We start from the raw sequence: 17,473 nt of genomic DNA, 5'->3' as shown, positions 1-17,473 counted from the left end.
TGCGGTCCCACCTCTCCCTGCCATGAAAAAAGCATGCCGCCCGCGGCTTGCTCCGCCGCGTCGGCATGCTTTGATTATACCACCTGCGCCCGCGCTCCGACAAAGCCGGAAAAGCGTTCCGCCGTTGCCGGAGCTTGCCCGGCGGGGCATGGCCCCATCTCCCGCACGCAGCGTCTCCCGCCCGTTCCCTCTAGCGCCGGTTCAGCCGCGGTAGATGCCTTTCTGCTCGGCCATCCACTCGCCGCCGGCCTTGGCCAGCAGGTCGCGGACGACCACGCTCGCACAGATCAGGCCGGCCGTGGACGGCACAAACGCATTGCTCGCGGGCGGCATCTGCGCCTTGCGCGTCTTCGCGCCTACTGGTGCAATCTGCTGCGTGATGTCCTCACGGGGAATAATCGGCTCCTCCGTCGAGAAGACCACCTTCACGCCCTTGCGGATGCCATCCTTGCGCAGCCGCTGACGGATAACGCGGGCGATCGGATCGACCGTCGTCTTGGAAATGTCGGCGACCCGGAAGCGGGTCGGGTCCATTTTGTTGGCCGCGCCCATGCTGGAGATGATCGGGATGCCCCGCTCCAGGCACTGCTTGATCAGATGGATTTTGTAAATGATCGTGTCCGACGCGTCCACCACGTAATCGAAGTTGTATTCAAACAACTGCTCATAGGTTTCCTCGGTATAGAACATTTGCAGGGCTATCGCATCGCACGCGGGGTTGATGTCGCGGATGCGGTCCTGCATCAGCTTTGCCTTCGGCTGTCCGACGGTGGACAGCAGCGCGTGCAGCTGGCGGTTGACGTTCGTGATGTCAACCACGTCCTTGTCGACCATAACGATCCGGCCGACGCCGCTGCGCGCCAGCGCTTCAACCGCAAACGAGCCGACGCCGCCGATGCCGAGCACCGCGACGGAGCTGTTTTTCAGCACCTCGAGCCCCTCCGGGCCCATCGCCAGTTCGTTGCGGGAAAATTGATGCAGCATGCGCGTTTTGCCTCCTTTGCGGTCTTATGCCTTCGGCGGCGCCGGCTTCAGAGCCACGCGGATCGAAAGCTCTTCCAGCTGCTTGTCGTCGACCGGTCCCGGCGCATCCGTAAGCAGGTCGGTGGCGCTGGCGGTTTTCGGGAACGCGATCGTTTCCCGCAGGTTGGTGCGTCCGGCCAGCAGCATAATCAGCCGGTCAAAGCCGAAGGCGATGCCGCCGTGCGGCGGGGTGCCGTATTCAAAGGCTTCCATCAGGTAGCCGAACTTCTCTATGGCAAGCTCCGGCGTGAAGCCGAGCGCCTCAAACATTTTTTCCTGAATCTCGCGTTTGTAAATCCGCATCGAACCGCCGCCCACTTCGTAGCCGTTCAGCACCAGGTCGTACGCCTGCGCGCGGATCTTGAGCCGATCGCCGTCGAAGTGATGCAGGTCCTCCTCCTTCGGGCGGGTAAACGGATGGTGCTCCGCAACATAACGGCCCGCTTCTTCGTCATAGCTGAACAGCGGGAAATCAACCACCCAGGCGAATTTGTACGCAGATTCGTCGATCAGCCCGAGGTCGCGGCCGATCTTGAGCCGCAGGTTGCCCAGCACGTCATTGACCACCTTGGCTTTGTCGGCCGAGAAGATCAGCACGTCGCCCTCCTCGGCGCCGAGCCGTTCCGTAAGCGCGGCGATTTCCGCCTCGTTCAGGAATTTGACGATCGGGCCCTTCCATTCGCCTTCCTTGATTTGAATCCAGGCCAGCCCTTTGCCCCCGTAGCGGGATGCAAACGGCGCCAGGTCGTCCAGCTCCTTGCGGCTCCAGCTGGCGCAGCCCTTGGCGTTCAATGCTTTGACGATGCCGCCGCCGGCCACGACCGAAGCAAACACCTTGACGCCGCTTTCGGCCACGATGTCCGATACGTCGGCCAGCTCCAGGCCAAAGCGCAGGTCCGGCTTGTCCGAGCCGTATTTGCCCATCGCGTCCGCATAGGTCAGCGTCTGGAACGGGCGGGGAATGTCGACGCCCTTTGTTTCTTTAAACAGACGGACCACCAGCTCTTCCATCATTTCGCGTAGCTGGTGCTCGTCCATGAAGGAGGTTTCGATGTCCACCTGGGTAAACTCCGGCTGGCGGTCGGCGCGCAGGTCCTCGTCGCGGAAGCAGCGGGCGATCTGGTAATAGCGCTCCAGGCCGCTCACCATCAGCAGCTGCTTGAAAATTTGCGGCGACTGCGGCAGGGCGTAAAATTCGCCCGGGTGCACGCGGCTCGGAACGAGGTAGTCGCGCGCGCCTTCCGGCGAGCTCAGGGTGAGAATGGGCGTTTCCACTTCCAAAAAGCCGTTTTCATCCAGGAAGTCACGGAACACCTTGGCCGCCTTCGAGCGCAGATACAGCGTGTTCTGCATTTCCGGACGGCGCAGGTCGAGGTAACGGTATTTCAGGCGCAGCGACTCGTCGATTTCAATTCCGTCTTCGATGAAAAACGGCGGCGTTTTGGCCGGGTTCAGGATTTCGATTTCGGTCACGCGCACTTCGATATCGCCCGTTTTCAGGTTCGGGTTGACCGTTTCGGCGTCGCGTTCGACGACTTTGCCTTTGACCGCCAGCACATATTCGCTGCGTACCCGGTCGCCGATTTTGAGCGCCTCGCCGGAGAAATCGGGGTTAAACACGATTTGCACCAGGCCGCTGCGGTCGCGCAGGTCGATGAACAGCACGCCGCCGAGGTCGCGCCGGCGCTGCGCCCAGCCGGTGAGCACAACCTCCCGGCCGACGTCCGCTTTTTGAAGCTCGCCGCAATGATGGGTTCTTGCCAATGCCATATAGGGTTCCTCGCTTTATAAAAAGTTTGGGTTTCTCAAAAAGGGAACAATCCTCACGCACGCTTCCTTCAGCCGCTCAGCGGCCCGAAAGCTCCGAAATCAACCGGTCGAGCGGTACCTTTACCTGCTCGCCCGTCTGCATATTCTTCAGGCTGATTTCCCCGGCGAGCAGCTCGTCGTCGCCAAGAATCGCCACATGCCGCGCCTGCAGCCGGTCCGCCGCTTTCATGGCGGACTTCAGCTTGCGGCCCTGGTAATCCTTCTCCGCCGTCACGCCCTGGAGGCGCGCTTCGTGGAGCAGCCGCACGGTTTCCTCCTCCGCCTTGTCGCCCAATGCGATGAGGTAGAGATCGAGCGGCGGATACGCGGGAATGTCTACGCCCTGCGCCTCCATCACCAGCAGGACGCGCTCCAGGCCAAGCGCCATGCCGACGCCGGGGCGGTCGTACTGCTCGCCGCCGATTTGCCCGACCAGGCCGTTGTAGCGTCCGCCGCCCCCGATGGTGTCGATGGCGCCGATTCCGGCCGCTTTATACTCGAACGCGGTGTGGGTGTAATAATCCAGCCCGCGCACCAGCCGGTGATTGACGGAGAAGGGCACCTTCATGGCGGTCAGGTAAGCCTTCACTTTCTCGAAATGCGACCGGCATTCGTCATCCAGGCTGTCGAGAATGGACGGGGCATCCGCAAAGCGGTGCTGGTCGATCTTGCAGTCCAGCACCCGGAGCGGGTTGCGGTCCATGCGGGAGCGGCAGTCCTTGCAAAGCTCTTCCCGCATCGGCTCCAGGAACCCCAGCAGGACGGAGCGGTAATTCGCCCGGATTTCCGGCGTTCCGACGGAATTGATTTCCACGCGGACGTCCTTGATTCCAAGCTCCCGGCAGTATTCATAGCCAAATGTGATGACCTCCGCGTCCACCGCCGGATTTTCCGAGCCGATCGCCTCGATCCCGAACTGATGGAACTGGCGGCTGCGTCCGGCCTGCGGCTGCTCATAACGGAACATCGGACCGACATAATACAGCTTGGTAACGTCCGGATCGGCGTACAGCTTGTTTTCGGCATAAGCGCGGACCGTGCCCGCGGTGCCTTCCGGCCGGAGCGTAATGCTGCGGTCGCCTTTGTCCTGGAAGGTGTACATTTCTTTCTCGACGATATCCGTCGTCTCTCCTACCCCCCGGCGGAACAGCTCGGTGTGCTCGAAAATCGGCGTCCGCACCTCACGGTAGCGGAAGCGCGATGTCAGCGCGCGGGCTTTCTCCTCGAGGTGCTGCCATTTTTCCACCGTACCGGGGAGAAAATCGAGCGTGCCTTTCGGTTTCTGAAAACTCATGGGACTCCCTCCATTGTTCTTGCTCGCTGCTGCCGGCGAATAAAAAATCCCCCGCCCCTGGACACTGCCAAGGACGAGGGACGCTTAGATCCACCCGTGGTACCACCTTTGTTCGGAACAGAAGCGCCGGCGGCTGGTCGACAAAGCCCTGCCTGCGATCGGTTCCCTTCATGACCGGGTAACGTCCGGTTGTCCGCCAGACGGCTACTTCCGCTAAGCCAGCAGGCTTTCGGGTCTCGCCGCCGGTTCTCCGGGAGGTCTTTCGTCCGAATGCGCCACGGAAGCTTGCAGCCAGGGCTTCCTCTCTGGAGAGGCCGGTTTCGGAGTACTTTTTCCCATCATCAAATCGGTTCTGTGCAGCTGTAAAGTCAGTTATTGTTAGTCTATATGCACGATTCGGCAAAGTCAAGCACCGTTCGGGCAAAAAAAAGCCCGCGGTACGTCTCCGCGGGGTTCAAGTCTATTATTGAAAAGGGGGTCATGTCAATCAGTATAGTCGGAGTTCATTAAAGAACGATGACCGGAACATTACAGTTTGGTTACAATTCAACGCTACCAATCGGTAAAGCATTAAAATCCCGTGTTTCCCGATCCGCGAACGTCCGCTTTCTCACAATCCCGCCTTTTCAGGCCTGCGTCTGTTTCGTGCCGGAAGCCAAGCCATACGCTTTGTCCAACAGCGCCAGCTTTTTCTCCGTATAATCCTTATACGTGTTGATGTACGCGACCGGCTCCTTCGGGTTCGGAAACCGCTCGATCGGCTGCTGGCCCGTTTCGTCGTCCTTTTCCAGCGGGCTCATGATCTTGCTGACGGCTCCGCAGCCAAGGCCGACGATCGTCTGCCGCTCCTCCATCATCACGATGTTGTACAGGCTTTCCATGCCCTCCAGCGAATAGCCGACGTTCTCCTGGCTGCCCAGGATGTTTTTTTGCCGGTACAGATAATAAGGCTCGTAACCATGCGTCCGGGTCCACTCCGTCGTCATCCGCATCATTTCTTCCACTTCCGCACGCTCCGCCACCCGGTAGTCGTCCTTGTGCTGCGTCATGCGGGAGGCCCGCTTGAACGACAAGGTATGCACCGTCAGCGATTCGGGCATCAGCTTTTCGGTCTCGGCGAGCGAATGGCGGTATTCCTCAGGGCCTTCGTTGGGAAGGCCGATGATCAGGTCCATGTTGATGTTGGTCATTCCCATGCCCCGGGCCAGCTTGAACTTCTCCACGGTTTCCTTGACCGTGTGATGGCGGCCGATGGTGTCGAGCGTTCCCTGCGTAAAGCTTTGCGGGTTGATGCTGATCCGGTCGACGCCCCACTTGTTCAGGACCGCAAGCTTGTCCGGCGTAATGGTATCGGGACGGCCCGCTTCCACGGTCAACTCGCGCAGGGCGTCCATGCCCGGCAGCGAACGCCACAGCTCCTCGAACAAACGGTCCATCTGCTCGGCCTCGATGCTGGTCGGCGTGCCGCCGCCCCAATACAGCGTGGTGATCCCGAGCCCCGCTTCGCGCAGCCAGCGGCCGGTTTCGCGGATTTCGTAGTGCAGCCCTTCCAGAAACTCCTCCACCGATCCGTTATTGCCGCGAATGTCGTAAGCCGGGAAGGTGCAGTAAGCGCATTTGGTCGGGCAAAACGGAATCCCGATGTACAGGCTCACTTCGCGGTCAAGCGCGAACAAATCCGGAATGACGCGCAGCTGGCGCCGGGCGATGCCGGTAACAAGCCGGGCCTTCTCTTCCGTGACAAGATAATCCTCCCGCAGAATACGCACGCACTCCTCCGGCTGGTGCACCCGGAGCAGGTTGTGCAGCAGCTTGGTCGGCCGCACGCCGGTCAGAATGCCCCAAGGCTGAACGATGCCGGTCGCTTCCTGAAGCAGCTTTGTGACGGCAAAACCGACCGAGCGCTTGACGGTGCGCCGGCGGTCTTCGGCTTCAGCCGGAAGCGGCCGTTCATGGGCGGTGTGAAAGCTGCGGCGGCCGGTTGCCGGCAGCTCGTCCAGCCTGGCCGCGACGGTGACCGAGACGCCGTCGTCCCGCACATCCAGCTCAAGCGCCAGCTCGAACGGCTCTCCATCTTCGGCGGCAGGGGGAACGGCCAGCCCGGCGCCGGCCGCGCCCGGCGCCGCTTTCGCTTCCTCTGCGTAGACGAGCTCGGCATCGGCGTAAAATTGTTTGAACAAGTGGAACAGTTCCATATGGTGATCGGCAAAGCCGGTTCGGTTGACGTATATCTTCATGGCCCTTTTCCTTTCGTCCCGCCAGAATCAAAGTAAGCGGCGGAGCCATTATTGTACCATGTCCGAAGCGCAATGAAAAAGGGACTTCCCCCAACCCTACCGCTTCGGGTTTGGAAAAGTCCCTCGGTTTTACAGATAAGCGGAAACGGCCGCCACGACCTGCTCGGCGCATTTGCGGCTGCCTTCCTCGGTCAGATGAAGCCGGTCCTCGCATATGAAGTGCATGTTCCGTTTAATCAGCAGATTCAGATCGTTTACCGGCACTTCCTGCCTCTCCATCAGCCTCACGGCAGCCTCGTTATACCGGTCGATCTCGGCGTTGCTGCGGCCCGCCGCATCCGGGGGAACCGGCGTAGTGGTGGCGAAAATAATCTTCGCTCCCGTCCGCTGCAGCTCGTTCAGCGTCCGGCGGATCGTCTCCACATATTCCTCCAGCGAAGTAAGCGCCTCGATCATCGGCGGTTCGTGGTGCAGATCCCACAAGCCGTTGTTCCAGTGGACGATATCCGGCGTTCCCAGCTCTTTGATCCAGAGGTTGACGCCCCAAAGCGTATGCTTCGCGAACCGTCCGTTTTCTTCCGGCGCCGTTACAACCGCTTTGCCTTCCAATGCGGTTCGGACGAAGGGCTCGTACCCTATTCGAATCGAGTCTCCCAGCAGCAAAATCCGTTTCACAATGTTCACCCCGCGCTGTTGTCGTTCCGTAAAATGGAATTTTACGTACTCCCCCATTCTAGCGCATCCCGCCGGCCGGGAAAACTGTTATCTTGCCGGCCGCCCCGACCTTCCGCAGACGGTTCCCCGAAGCCCGGAGGCTTCGCCGTGGCTCTCGGTAAACACCTCGCGAAGCGGGCAGTCGCCCCGCATAGAAGCTTCTCTTTTTCCGTATCCGGCCAATTGTCCGCCGGCCGCCTGCATCTGGATTTCCGTGCCCGAACGCCGCAAAACCGCTCACCTCCGAATGTTATCGGAGGTAGCTTACCCGGCGGCACAGGACGGCATTCCCGCCCGCAGGAAGGGACAGCCCGGCAAACGGAGATTCCCAGCCTCCATTTCCGGGGAAATATCAGGCTACTCCCGGCTGTCGAGCAGAATGGTCACCGGCCCCCAGTTGACCAGCTGCACGTCCATCATGGCCCCGAAGACGCCGGTCTCCACGATCAGCCCGTTTTCGCGCAAAAAGCCGTTGAAGCGGTTGTACACCGTTTCCGCATGCTCCGGCCGCGCGGCCGCCATAAAGTTCGGACGGCGTCCTTTCCGGGCGTCGCCGTACAGCGTGAATTGGGAAACGGACAAAATCCGGCCTCCGATGTCCTGAACGGACAGGTTCATTTTGCCGTCCGCATCTTCAAAAATCCGCAGTCCCGCCGCTTTGTCCGCCAAAAAACGGGCGTCCTTCTCCGTATCCTCATGCGTGACCCCAACCAGCAGGACCAGCCCCCGGTCGATGGAGCCGACCACCTTGCCGTCTACCGTTACGCTTGCTTCTTTGCTGCGCTGGACCACCAAACGCATACGTTGCCGCTCCTCCTCGCTTCATTGCAAAATTGGTTTCTAGCCGAATCGCCGGAACACAGCTTGGAACGCCCCAAGACTGCGGCCTCTCTCCACCCCAATCACCCTTCGTGATCCGCAAAAAAAGCGTCCTCCCCGCAGCGGCGCCCAAAAAGGCGGTCCGCCGCGAAGTTGACGCCAACCGGTTAAATTTCCGAATTCCAGATGCCCCCGAAACGAATCCGTCAGGTCTGCATGATCCGCTGAACGGAATAAACGTCGCGGATCCGCTTGATTTTCTCGACCACGGACTGCAAGTGGTCGATGTTGTGGATCAGAATGGTCATGTGGATCAAAGCCAGCTTGTTGCGGTCCGAACGCCCCGAAACGGCGGAAATCGTCGTTTTGCTTTCCGATACGGCCTGCAGCACCTCCCGCAGCAGATCGCGGCGGTCGTGACCGGTAATTTCGATCTCGACGCTGTAATTGGCCTCTTCGCTGTCCGCCCATTCCACCTCGATGAGCCGGTTTTCCTCTTCGTCGCTTCCGGCGGGAAGGTTGGTACAGTCCGCGCGGTGCACGGAAACGCCGCGCCCCCGCGTGATGTAGCCGACGATCTCGTCGCCCGGCACCGGATTGCAGCAGCGGGCAAACCGGACGAGCAAATTGTCCACGCCTTTGACCCGGACGCCGTGCGTCGGACGGCTTTTGGCCTCCTTGTCAGGCGCGCCTTTGACCTCCCGCATGTCCTCCGTGAGCTGAAGCGCCCCGACCTCTCGGGCTTCCTCCATCTCCCGGCGGAGCTTCTCGGTCAGCCGGGTCGCCACCTGCGCGGCCGTGATTCCGCCAAAGCCGACAGCCGACAGCATGTCGTCGATGTCGTTGAAATTGAACTTGCCGGCAACCTCCATCAGCTTGTCGTCCGCCATCAGCGGGGACACTTCAAACCCGAGCCGCTTCAGCTCGCGTTCGATGGCCTCGCGGCCTTTTTCCACGTTCTCTTCGCGTTTCTCTTTCTTGAAAAACTGCTTGATCTTGCTGCGCGTATGCGAGGACTGGGCGATCTTGATCCAGTCCTGGCTCGGTCCGTACGAATGCTTGGAGGTGAGGATTTCCACGATGTCGCCGTTTTGAAGCTGGTGGTCCAGCGGCACAATCCGTCCGTTCACCTTGGCCCCGATCGTCCGGTTCCCGACCTCCGTGTGAATGCGGTACGCGAAGTCAAGCGGGACGGAACCCGCCGGAAGCTCGATAACCTCTCCTTTTGGCGTGAAGACAAAAACCAGGTCGGAGAAGAAATCCATCTTGAGCGATTCCATGAATTCCGACGCGTCCCGCGCCTCGCTCTGCAGTTCCAGGATCTCTCTGACCCAGTTCATTTTGTCTTCAAACGTGCCGTCGTGCGCAATGGTGCCTTCCTTGTAAGCCCAGTGGGCCGCGATCCCGAATTCGGCGGTGCGGTGCATTTCCCAGGTGCGGATTTGCACCTCGAGCGGCTCCCCGTTCGGACCGATCACCGTGGTGTGCAGCGACTGGTACATATTCGCCTTGGGCATGGCGATGTAATCCTTGAAGCGGCCCGGCATCGGCTTCCACAGGGTATGGATGATGCCCAGCGTTGCGTAACAGTCCTTGATATTGTCAACGATAACCCGAATGGCGAGCAGGTCGTAGATCTCGTTAAACTGCTTGCCCTTCTCGGACATTTTTTTGTAGATGCTGTAAATATGCTTCGGCCGCCCGGAAATGTCGCTTTCGATGCCCATTTCGGCCACCTTTTCCCGGATGGTGCGGATGACGTTGTCGATGTACTGCTCCCGCTCGGTCCGCTTCTTCTGCATGAGGTTGGCGATCCGGTAATACTGCTGCGGGTTCAGGTAGCGGAGGGCGATGTCCTCCATCTCCCACTTGATCGCGGAAATCCCGAGCCGATGGGCGATCGGGCAAAAGATTTCCAGCGTTTCCTCCGCGATGCGGCGCTGGCTTTCCTCCGACTGGTATTTGAGCGTCCGCATGTTGTGAAGGCGGTCGGCCAGCTTGATCAAAATAACGCGGATGTCCTGCGCCATGGCCACGAACATCTTGCGGTAGTTTTCGTTCTGGTGTTCTTCTTTGGACTTGAACTTGATCTTCTCCAGCTTGGTCAGCCCGTCGACGATGGACGCGCAGGTTCCGCCGAACTGCTGCCGGACCGACTCCAGGGAGACGGTGGTGTCCTCCACGACATCATGCAAAAGGGCGGCGATCACCGAGGTGGCGTCCATCTGCATGTTCAGCAGAATATCGGCCACGGCCAGGGGATGGAGAATATAAGGCTCACCCGATTTGCGCAGTTGTCCTTCGTGGGCCCGGTGGGCAAATTCATAGGCTTCACGGATGCGGACGAGCTCGCTTTCCTTTATATATGCCGATGCTTTTTGAATCAGCTGCTCTATGCCCATTGCCAAACCCTTTCCGATAACTAGTTTGCATTTATTATGCCCCTTGCCCCGCGCGGCGTCAAGAATAGTGTCGATTTCAAGGGGAAAACGGGCATAATTTAGACACTAGGCAGTACCGTCGAATTCTGCTAAGATAGTCGAGGCATATTTTTAGGGAAAAATCGGCTATTTTATCGAAGGAGGAACCCGCTTGTCACGCATTATTCAAGTCCACGAACGGCCGCCGCTCGGCGCCAGCATCCCCCTCAGCCTCCAGCATTTGTTCGCCATGTTTGCATCCAACGTGCTCGTGCCGAACCTGCTTGGCGTTGACCCGGCAACGATTTTGCTCATGAACGGCATCGGCACCCTGCTTTACCTTTTCATCTGCCGCGGTAAAATCCCGGCTTATCTGGGCTCCAGCTTTGCTTTTTTGTCTCCTGTATTCGTCATTCTTGGAAAAGGCCGACCGTTTGAGGAAGCATTATATGGCTTTCTAGGCGTCGGCTTAATTTTTATCCTTGTGGCGCTTCTTGTCGGCAAAGTCGGCATCCGCTGGATTGACGTGGTCTTTCCTCCCGCCGCAATGGGCGCGATCGTCGCCGTTATCGGCCTGGAGCTTGTCCCGACGGCGGCCGGAATGGCCGGGTTTATTTCGGACGGATCACCTGACTGGCAGGCGAACCCGAAAGAAATCGCCGTCGCCCTCATCACCCTCGGAATAATTGTTCTCGGCAATGTTTTGTTCCGCGGCTTTATGAAAATCATTCCGATTCTGATCGGCATCGTCGGAGGTTATGTGTCCGCCATCATTATCGACAAAATCGCCGGGCCCAGCTCGGTCAGTCTGCAAATCGACAACATCGCCGCGTCCAACCTCGTCAATCTGCAAAAAGTGGCCGAAGCAGCCTGGTTCAAGCTGCCCACCCACTACACTCCTCAATTTGAGTGGTCCAGCATTGCGCTGATTCTCCCCGCCGCGCTTGTCGTGATCGCCGAGCATATCGGCCATCTGGTTGTGACGAGCAACATTGTCGGCAAGGATTTGGCCAAGGACCCCGGCTTGTCCCGCTCTTTGATGGGCAACGGGATCTCCACCGTCCTTTCCAGTCTGTTCGGCTCGACGCCGAATACGACGTACGGCGAAAACATCGGTGTGCTGGCGATGACCAAGGTCTACTCAACCTGGGTTATCGGCGGTGCGGCCATCTTCTCGGTGGTCCTGTCGTTCTGCGGCAAGCTCTCCGCGCTGATCGCCACGATTCCCGACCCGGTTATGGGCGGGGTCTCCATCCTGCTTTTCGGCATCATCGCCTGCTCCGGCATCCGCATGCTGGTCGAAGCCAAAGTCGATTACGACAAGCCGATCAACATGATCCTGACCACCGTGGTTCTCGTCATCGGCATCAGCGGCACCAAGTTTGTCTGGGGCAATTTTGAGCTGAAGGGCATGGCGCTTGCGACCGTTGTCGCCATTGTTCTGAGCTTGCTGTTCAAGCTGTTCAGCGTGCTGAAGATCGACAACGAAGCGCATTAAGGCATGTTAGCGCAATAAGACGAAAGCCGGACTAGGAAGGATACCGCCTTTCCTGATCCGGCTTTTTTGCATTTTTCCGATTTCGGCCAGCCGTGAAGGTGAGCCTCTGAGCTATCCGTTACGTCTAAGCCTGAGGCTAACGGTTGCCACAGGGCTTATCTGCTGGCGCCGCTCACTTCCGTTGACGGAAGCAGAGCGGCGATTTTTCATATTCGTTGGCGGGACAGGTTGGCTATAATTGGCGGAGGGGCAGCGTAAGATTGCCGACAATCATAAGGGGTACGGCAAGGCGGATAGAAACAGAACAGAAGACGGCTGGAGACATCCAGAATGCGTTAAAGAAGCTGTTCGCTTCTACGGTACAAGAGTTCATGGAAACAGAGCTGGATACTCATCTGGGCTACGCCAAGCATGATGCGAAGAACAAGAAGACGAGTAACAGCCGGAACGGCAAGATGCCTGCGAAGACGGTCATGACGGAACTTGACGACATTGAAGTTCGTACCCCCCGGGATCGTGACGGTGAATTTGAACCGCAGATCGTCCGGAAGCATCAGAACGACCTCTCCGGCTTAGAGAATCAGATTATCTCGATGTATGCCAAAGGCATGTCCAAACGGGATATTCAGGCTCATTATCACCACATCTACGGCGTGGAATTGTCCCCAACGCTCGTCTCCAACGTAACCGATCGAATCCTGCCTCAAGTCCAGCAGTGGCAGAATCGGCCTCTTCAGCAGGTTTATGCGGTCGTGTTCATGGACGCCATTCACTATAAAGTGCGGCATGACAATACGATTGTGAATAAGGCTGCATACATGGTGATCGGCATTGATCTCGAGGGTCACAAGGACGTCCTTGGCATGTGGGTCGTCGAGAACGAGTCCGCCAAGTTCTGGCTGGGCGTCTTAAACGACCATTTTGGAGATCGGGTCACCCCTTATATCCACTAAAATATTTCAACTGGGTTTACACAAATCAATTGACAGACCCTTATGCTAAGATGGGAGTAGCTTATGTAGGTTTCTCCTGTGTATGAAATGGTGTTGTGGTGACTTCCATTCTACACGAAACCGACATGGGCCTTTTGTTTTTCTAGCTGTCGCACTTCATTTTACAATCCGTCTTGACAAAAAGCAAAAGAGGGTCGTCCTTTAGTCATCTATGAAGACTTTTAGGACACCCTCTTTTTCATTATAGTTTATTATTTAATAATAGATAAATTTACTGAATAAGTGGTTTTCTCCTTATTCAACAAATCCTCTTTTATTTTTTCAAAATCCAATGTATTCCTAATTTTTTTATCATGAAGTAGTTTAGTAAACAATTTATCTTTTAGTATAGCCTTTTTGTAATTTGCTCTTATTTCTTCACTTTTCCAAAATTCATCATCAGAGAGTCCCGTAATTTCAATTCGATTTTTCATAATTTCCTTAATTAGTTTACTATTTTCATCATTTAAAGTGGGATTACTTAAGCTTTGTCTCTCATTCTCTATAAGTTTTGTAATTTCTTGATCATCGACTGTTAATCCTGTTTGATTTGCATAACTAACTATTAATTCTTCTTTCAGCATATTATCAACCAAATCATTCTCATCATAGATCTTATTTTGTTCCCCATTCAGCTCATTTAGCATTTCAATATTAAATTTATAAAAAGTATAGTCTTTCACAGTAATTTTAATATTTTTTCCTTCCACTATAGTTGGATTAACTCTTTGCGCTTCTATAGAATTTTTAATTTTTTTGAACGTATTTTCAATAATTTGTTCCTTTGAAAGCTCTGTAGAATTAGCATAAAGCACAGAACTTAAAGCAAACACACCCAAGACAAAAGTAATCGCAGTAATTACTCTTCTTTTCATCATCTTCTCCTCCTTTAATGACTTATAGTCCAAGAGTCAGTTACAGTTCCAGATCCGAAACAAAGATTCGCTTGAGCCAAAGTATAGCCTTCGCTGTTAACAGCTAAGCTTAGGGGAGCTGAGTGATTATAAGCCCAATTACTAGCAGTTTTGCGTCCCACAATCGTAGTTCCAGGACTTGTGTAATAGGTACCAGTTTCAGAGAGATTAGCCGTCGTGGAGCCAAGTGTCATATAATTTCTTACTGAAAACATTGTCCCGCATGAAGAAATGCCATAGCTACTGGTTGAGCTTATATTAACATCTGCATTGTAAAAGTTATACATTGGGTTGTAAAAATTATAACTTACGACAGTTGTTAGTTTAGCACTAATAGTGAAAGTAATTCCTCCATTTGGACCGTATTGAATAATTGCTTTGCTCGTATTATGCGAGTCCGTCCCGGCGTAGACAATGGAAGGAATAGATAACAAAAACACTAAGGGAAATATTAACTTTTTGATCATTTTACTTCCTCCTTTATACATTTTACTGTAACTTCCTACCATAAAATAAACCCTTCAAGCCCTTGACCTCCTTTCTTAATGTTAGACAATGTTTTTTTGTAAATCGTAACATATTAAAACCACTTTTTTCTTTTTTCAATCAAATAAAAAATTAAATCATAAGTGCGTAGAAAAATACTTATAAAAAAACCTCAAACATACACCATTAATTCAATCTATTGGTGTATGTTTGAGGTTTTAAACTTTTTCCCAGTTATCAGTAAGTCATCAGCGAGAACACTTCGATGCCGTCCAGCTTCTCGCGCCCGTTCAGGTAGCCGAGCTCGATCAGGAAAGCGGCGCCGACGATTTCGCCTCCCAGGCGGCGGACCAGCTCGATCGTGGTGGCGATGGTTCCGCCCGTGGCCAGCAGGTCGTCGGCAATGAGCACCTTTTGGCCCGGTTTGATGGCGTCGACGTGCATCGCCAGCTTATCTTTCCCATATTCAAGCGCATAGTCCGCTTCAATGCATTCGTAGGGAAGCTTTCCGCTTTTGCGGATCGGGACAAAGCCCGCTCCAAGGGAAAAAGCCAGCGGAGCGCCAACGACAAAGCCGCGGGCCTCCGGACCGGCCACCAGATCGATCTGCCGGTCTGCGAACGGCTGCTTCAGCCGCTCGATCGCCTCCCGGTAAACGGGGCCGTTCCCCAGCAGCGTGGTGATGTCCTTGAACCGGATGCCCGGTTGGGGAAAATCCGGAATAACGCGGATATGCTCTTTAAAATTCATAACGAAACCTCCGTGGTTGGTTGATGGCGCAGCATCCCGATTAGCAGACCGGAAAGCTCGCGGGACGCGCTGTAAAGCAGCTCCTGTTCTACCGCTTCACGCTCTTGCCGGTTGCGGTACGCAACCGATTGACTCAACTCGCGTTTGCCCGGAGCCGGGACGCAGCGGTAGCCGCCCTCCACCCGTTCCACAAACGACAATTCCTCAAACACTTTCATAATAAACCTGACCATTCTTTGTGACAAGCCCGTTCTTTTGGCGATGTAGTCAATCGGGTCCGCGTCCTTGCGCCGGTAAGGATCGTCCTGCCGGACCAGCGCGTACACCTGCTTGAACATGTCCCGCCCGGGCATCGCGTCCGGCTCTCCGTTCCCCGGCTCCCGGAACACGGCGTAAAGCCGCTCGGCCCCGCGGGCAAAGGACAAGGCCCGCTGCAGCGCCTGCATGGTTGGAGGCAGAGAGTACAGGATAATCCGTTTTTCCCGGGCGAAGGCCTGGTCTTCCGGTTCTTCGGTTCCCCTCAACCGCCTCGGGCTTCCGTCGGTATCCGCGTACCAGACCGTCACGCGTGCGGCCGCTTTGGCCGGAAGACGGGTCGCGACCGCCTCTTCCCTTGAAAAACAGAGGATGGCCGATTCCTGCTCATGCACGTCCAGGCCGTCCCAGCGGGGATCGTTATCCCGGTACCCGCGGCAGTCGAACACCTGTATGTCCGTAATCCGCATATCCTGAATCATGATCTGCGGCCGTTCTGTGCCGTTCCACGAGTTGATCGACAATTCGCCCAGCACGTCCAGCTTTGCGAGCGGCGATATTCCGCCCTCGACGGCGCCTTTCCCGAATCCGACCGCTTCCAGCTGAACGCTGCCTTTTCCCGTCGCTTCTCCCGGCGGGGCGACATTCAGCTTCAGATGCCGGCTGTCCTTGCCCATCCGTTTCTTGTCCAGCACGCGAAGCGAGCGGAATACGAAGCGGGGAGCCGGATTGCCGACGCCAAAAGGGGCAAGCTTCTCGAGCTGGCGGATCCACCGGAGCGGAGGCTCGTCCAGCGGGCACTCCAGGTCGGCCTTCATCACCGGGATGAGATCTTCCGGTGTCAGCCAGCGGGCGGCCAGCTCGTTCAACCGGCGAGAAAATTCAGGCAAATGCTCGGCCTTCAGCGTCATCCCGGCCGCCCCTTGATGGCCGCCGTAATGCTCCAGAAGATCGGCGCATTCCGTAAGGGCGGCATGCAGATCGAAGCCCGCGATCGAGCGGGCCGAGCCTTTGGCAAGTCCGGTGGCAGGGTCGATGCCGAGCACAATCGACGGCCGGTAATACCGGTCGAGCAGCTTAGACGCCACAATGCCGATAACGCCGACATTCCAGTTCTCTTTTGCCACGACCACAAGGCCCAATGGAACCTCGGCCATCGCCTTCTCGGCCATCGCCATCGCTTCCCCGGCGATCTCGTCGACAATCCGCTGGCGTTCCTTGTTCTGCTCGTCCAGCTTGGCCGCAAGCTCCGCCGCCTCCGCCGCGTTGTCGGTCGCCAGCAAGCGGACGGCCTCCATCGCGGAGTCCAGCCGGCCGCCGGCGTTGATCCGCGGAGCAAGCGAGAAGCCGATGTGCCCGGCGTCGGCCGAGGTCCGGTCCACGCCGGACACGTCAAGCAGCGCTTTGACGCCTGCGTAGCTGCCGGACCGGATTCGCTCCAGCCCCCGTTTGACGATGGCCCGGTTTTCATCCTCCAGCGGCATCAGGTCGGCGACGGTTCCGATTGCGGCAATTTCAATCCACTCGTCCGGCACCCGGCCGATCAGGGCCTGCGCCAGCTTCAGGGCCACGCCCGCTCCCGCAAGCTGCTTGAACGGGTAGGGACAGCCGGGCTTTTTCGGGTTCACCACGGCGACGGCGGCGGTGGGAAGCTCCGCCGGCGGTTCGTGATGGTCGGTCACCACCACATCCATGCCAAGCTCTACCGCATACGCCACCTCGTCCTTCGCGCTGATGCCGGTATCCACGGTAACGAGAAGCGAAACGCCCGCCGCCTTGGCAAGGTCCATCGCCCCCCGGTTCAAGCCGTATCCTTCGCGAACCCGGTGCGGAACGTAATAATCGAAATCCGCGCCAAGCGACCGGAACAGCCGGATCAGCAAGGCGGTGCTGGTGACCCCGTCGGCGTCGTAGTCTCCGTAGATCCGAATCTTTTCCCCCCGCTCGATTGCGGTGCGAATCCGTTCCACCGCCGCGTTCATGCCGTCCAGCAAAAACGGATCATGCAGCTGGCTGACGCCGCTGTTCAAAAAAGCACGGGCTTCCTCCGCAGTGCGGAACCCGCGGGCGGCGAGAAGCCGGGCCACGATCGGCTCCAGCCCGAGTTCGGCGGAAAGCCGGGCGGCGGCCGAGTCGTCCGCTTGTCCGACGGTCCATTTTGCCCTGGAAGGCAGCATTTGGTTCACTCCCGTTCTTTCTATGTAGTATGCCGCATGTCGGGCCTCTATTCTCTATTCGTTCGCCCGCCACGAAAGGGGCCGC

The 17,473-nt window shown here is 56.9% G+C and carries 13 protein-coding genes and 1 pseudogene; 2 read left to right on the top strand and 12 right to left on the bottom strand.

Features of this window, described 5'->3' with window-relative positions:
- Nucleotides 1–201: 201 nt before the first annotated feature.
- From AC6I6H_RS02815 to AC6I6H_RS02780, 8 genes are all read right to left on the bottom strand, one after another.
- A complete protein-coding gene (locus tag AC6I6H_RS02815; protein ID WP_497950942.1) occupies nucleotides 202–984 on the bottom strand; it encodes a tRNA threonylcarbamoyladenosine dehydratase in 783 nt (260 codons plus the stop codon).
- A gap of 24 nt (nucleotides 985–1,008) precedes the next feature.
- Complete coding sequence (gene aspS, locus AC6I6H_RS02810) at nucleotides 1,009–2,793, bottom strand: aspartate--tRNA ligase (RefSeq protein WP_497950937.1); 1,785 nt, start codon at nucleotides 2,791–2,793, stop codon at nucleotides 1,009–1,011.
- 76 nt (nucleotides 2,794–2,869) lie between these two features.
- On the bottom strand, nucleotides 2,870–4,126 hold the full coding sequence (gene hisS, locus AC6I6H_RS02805; RefSeq protein WP_497950931.1) for a histidine--tRNA ligase: 1,257 nt from the start codon (nucleotides 4,124–4,126) through the stop codon (nucleotides 2,870–2,872).
- Between the two features lie 626 nt (nucleotides 4,127–4,752).
- Nucleotides 4,753–6,363, bottom strand: coding sequence for a coproporphyrinogen III oxidase (locus AC6I6H_RS02800; protein ID WP_497950926.1), 1,611 nt, complete (start codon nucleotides 6,361–6,363; stop codon nucleotides 4,753–4,755).
- A gap of 129 nt (nucleotides 6,364–6,492) precedes the next feature.
- Nucleotides 6,493–7,095, bottom strand: coding sequence for an SGNH/GDSL hydrolase family protein (locus AC6I6H_RS02795; protein ID WP_497950921.1), 603 nt, complete (start codon nucleotides 7,093–7,095; stop codon nucleotides 6,493–6,495).
- A 30-nt stretch (nucleotides 7,096–7,125) separates the two neighbouring features.
- Entirely contained in the window at nucleotides 7,126–7,308 is a 183-nt protein-coding gene (locus AC6I6H_RS02790) for a hypothetical protein (RefSeq protein WP_497950918.1), read from the bottom strand.
- A gap of 126 nt (nucleotides 7,309–7,434) precedes the next feature.
- Nucleotides 7,435–7,878 (bottom strand): D-aminoacyl-tRNA deacylase, encoded by a 444-nt coding sequence (gene dtd, locus AC6I6H_RS02785; protein WP_497950914.1) that lies wholly within the window; start codon nucleotides 7,876–7,878, stop codon nucleotides 7,435–7,437.
- 224 nt (nucleotides 7,879–8,102) lie between these two features.
- The gene (locus AC6I6H_RS02780) at nucleotides 8,103–10,298 is read right to left on the bottom strand and encodes a RelA/SpoT family protein (protein ID WP_497950909.1); all 2,196 of its coding nucleotides are present in this window, start codon (nucleotides 10,296–10,298) and stop codon (nucleotides 8,103–8,105) included.
- Between the two features lie 190 nt (nucleotides 10,299–10,488).
- Here AC6I6H_RS02780 and uraA point away from each other — a divergent pair, with 190 nt between their 5' ends.
- Nucleotides 10,489–11,814: a uracil permease gene (uraA, locus tag AC6I6H_RS02775; RefSeq protein ID WP_497950907.1), complete on the top strand. Its 1,326-nt coding sequence runs from the start codon at nucleotides 10,489–10,491 to the stop codon at nucleotides 11,812–11,814.
- 260 nt (nucleotides 11,815–12,074) lie between these two features.
- Nucleotides 12,075–12,731: pseudogene (locus AC6I6H_RS02770) on the top strand (IS256 family transposase); the annotation flags it as partial.
- A 287-nt stretch (nucleotides 12,732–13,018) separates the two neighbouring features.
- On the opposite strand, the gene AC6I6H_RS02765 reads toward AC6I6H_RS02770, so the two are convergent.
- The 4 genes from AC6I6H_RS02765 to recJ all read right to left on the bottom strand — a co-directional run bounded on the left by AC6I6H_RS02765 (nucleotide 13,019) and on the right by recJ (nucleotide 17,388).
- Nucleotides 13,019–13,681 carry a SurA N-terminal domain-containing protein gene (locus AC6I6H_RS02765; protein ID WP_497950904.1) on the bottom strand — a complete coding sequence of 221 codons (663 nt, stop codon included), beginning with the start codon at nucleotides 13,679–13,681 and terminating at the stop codon, nucleotides 13,019–13,021.
- Nucleotides 13,682–13,695: 14 nt separating this feature from the next.
- On the bottom strand, nucleotides 13,696–14,187 hold the full coding sequence (locus tag AC6I6H_RS02760; RefSeq protein WP_497950902.1) for a hypothetical protein: 492 nt from the start codon (nucleotides 14,185–14,187) through the stop codon (nucleotides 13,696–13,698).
- A gap of 256 nt (nucleotides 14,188–14,443) precedes the next feature.
- Entirely contained in the window at nucleotides 14,444–14,956 is a 513-nt protein-coding gene (locus tag AC6I6H_RS02755; protein ID WP_497950900.1) for an adenine phosphoribosyltransferase, read from the bottom strand.
- Nucleotides 14,953–17,388, bottom strand: a complete 2,436-nt coding sequence (gene recJ / locus AC6I6H_RS02750) for a single-stranded-DNA-specific exonuclease RecJ (RefSeq protein WP_497950898.1) — start codon at nucleotides 17,386–17,388, stop codon at nucleotides 14,953–14,955. Before recJ ends, AC6I6H_RS02755 begins: the two co-directional genes overlap by 4 nt.
- Nucleotides 17,389–17,473: the final 85 nt, after the last annotated feature.

Source organism: Gorillibacterium sp. sgz306347, from assembly GCF_059735245.1.
The sequence above is the reverse complement of the archived record's forward strand: the minus strand, read 5'-3'. Positions and strand labels throughout refer to the sequence as shown.

What these genes read in the sequence shown, in the direction of transcription:
- AC6I6H_RS02815 (WP_497950942.1), bottom strand. Translation starts at nt 984, where the DNA reads ATGCTGCATCAATTTTCCCGCAACGAACTGGCGATGGGCCCGGAGGGG.
- aspS (WP_497950937.1), bottom strand. Translation starts at nt 2,793, where the DNA reads ATGGCATTGGCAAGAACCCATCATTGCGGCGAGCTTCAAAAAGCGGAC.
- hisS (WP_497950931.1), bottom strand. Translation starts at nt 4,126, where the DNA reads ATGAGTTTTCAGAAACCGAAAGGCACGCTCGATTTTCTCCCCGGTACG.
- AC6I6H_RS02800 (WP_497950926.1), bottom strand. Translation starts at nt 6,363, where the DNA reads ATGAAGATATACGTCAACCGAACCGGCTTTGCCGATCACCATATGGAA.
- AC6I6H_RS02795 (WP_497950921.1), bottom strand. Translation starts at nt 7,095, where the DNA reads ATGGGGGAGTACGTAAAATTCCATTTTACGGAACGACAACAGCGCGGG.
- dtd (WP_497950914.1), bottom strand. Translation starts at nt 7,878, where the DNA reads ATGCGTTTGGTGGTCCAGCGCAGCAAAGAAGCAAGCGTAACGGTAGAC.
- AC6I6H_RS02780 (WP_497950909.1), bottom strand. Translation starts at nt 10,298, where the DNA reads ATGGGCATAGAGCAGCTGATTCAAAAAGCATCGGCATATATAAAGGAA.
- AC6I6H_RS02765 (WP_497950904.1), bottom strand. Translation starts at nt 13,681, where the DNA reads ATGAAAAGAAGAGTAATTACTGCGATTACTTTTGTCTTGGGTGTGTTT.
- AC6I6H_RS02760 (WP_497950902.1), bottom strand. Translation starts at nt 14,187, where the DNA reads ATGATCAAAAAGTTAATATTTCCCTTAGTGTTTTTGTTATCTATTCCT.
- AC6I6H_RS02755 (WP_497950900.1), bottom strand. Translation starts at nt 14,956, where the DNA reads ATGAATTTTAAAGAGCATATCCGCGTTATTCCGGATTTTCCCCAACCG.
- recJ (WP_497950898.1), bottom strand. Translation starts at nt 17,388, where the DNA reads ATGCTGCCTTCCAGGGCAAAATGGACCGTCGGACAAGCGGACGACTCG.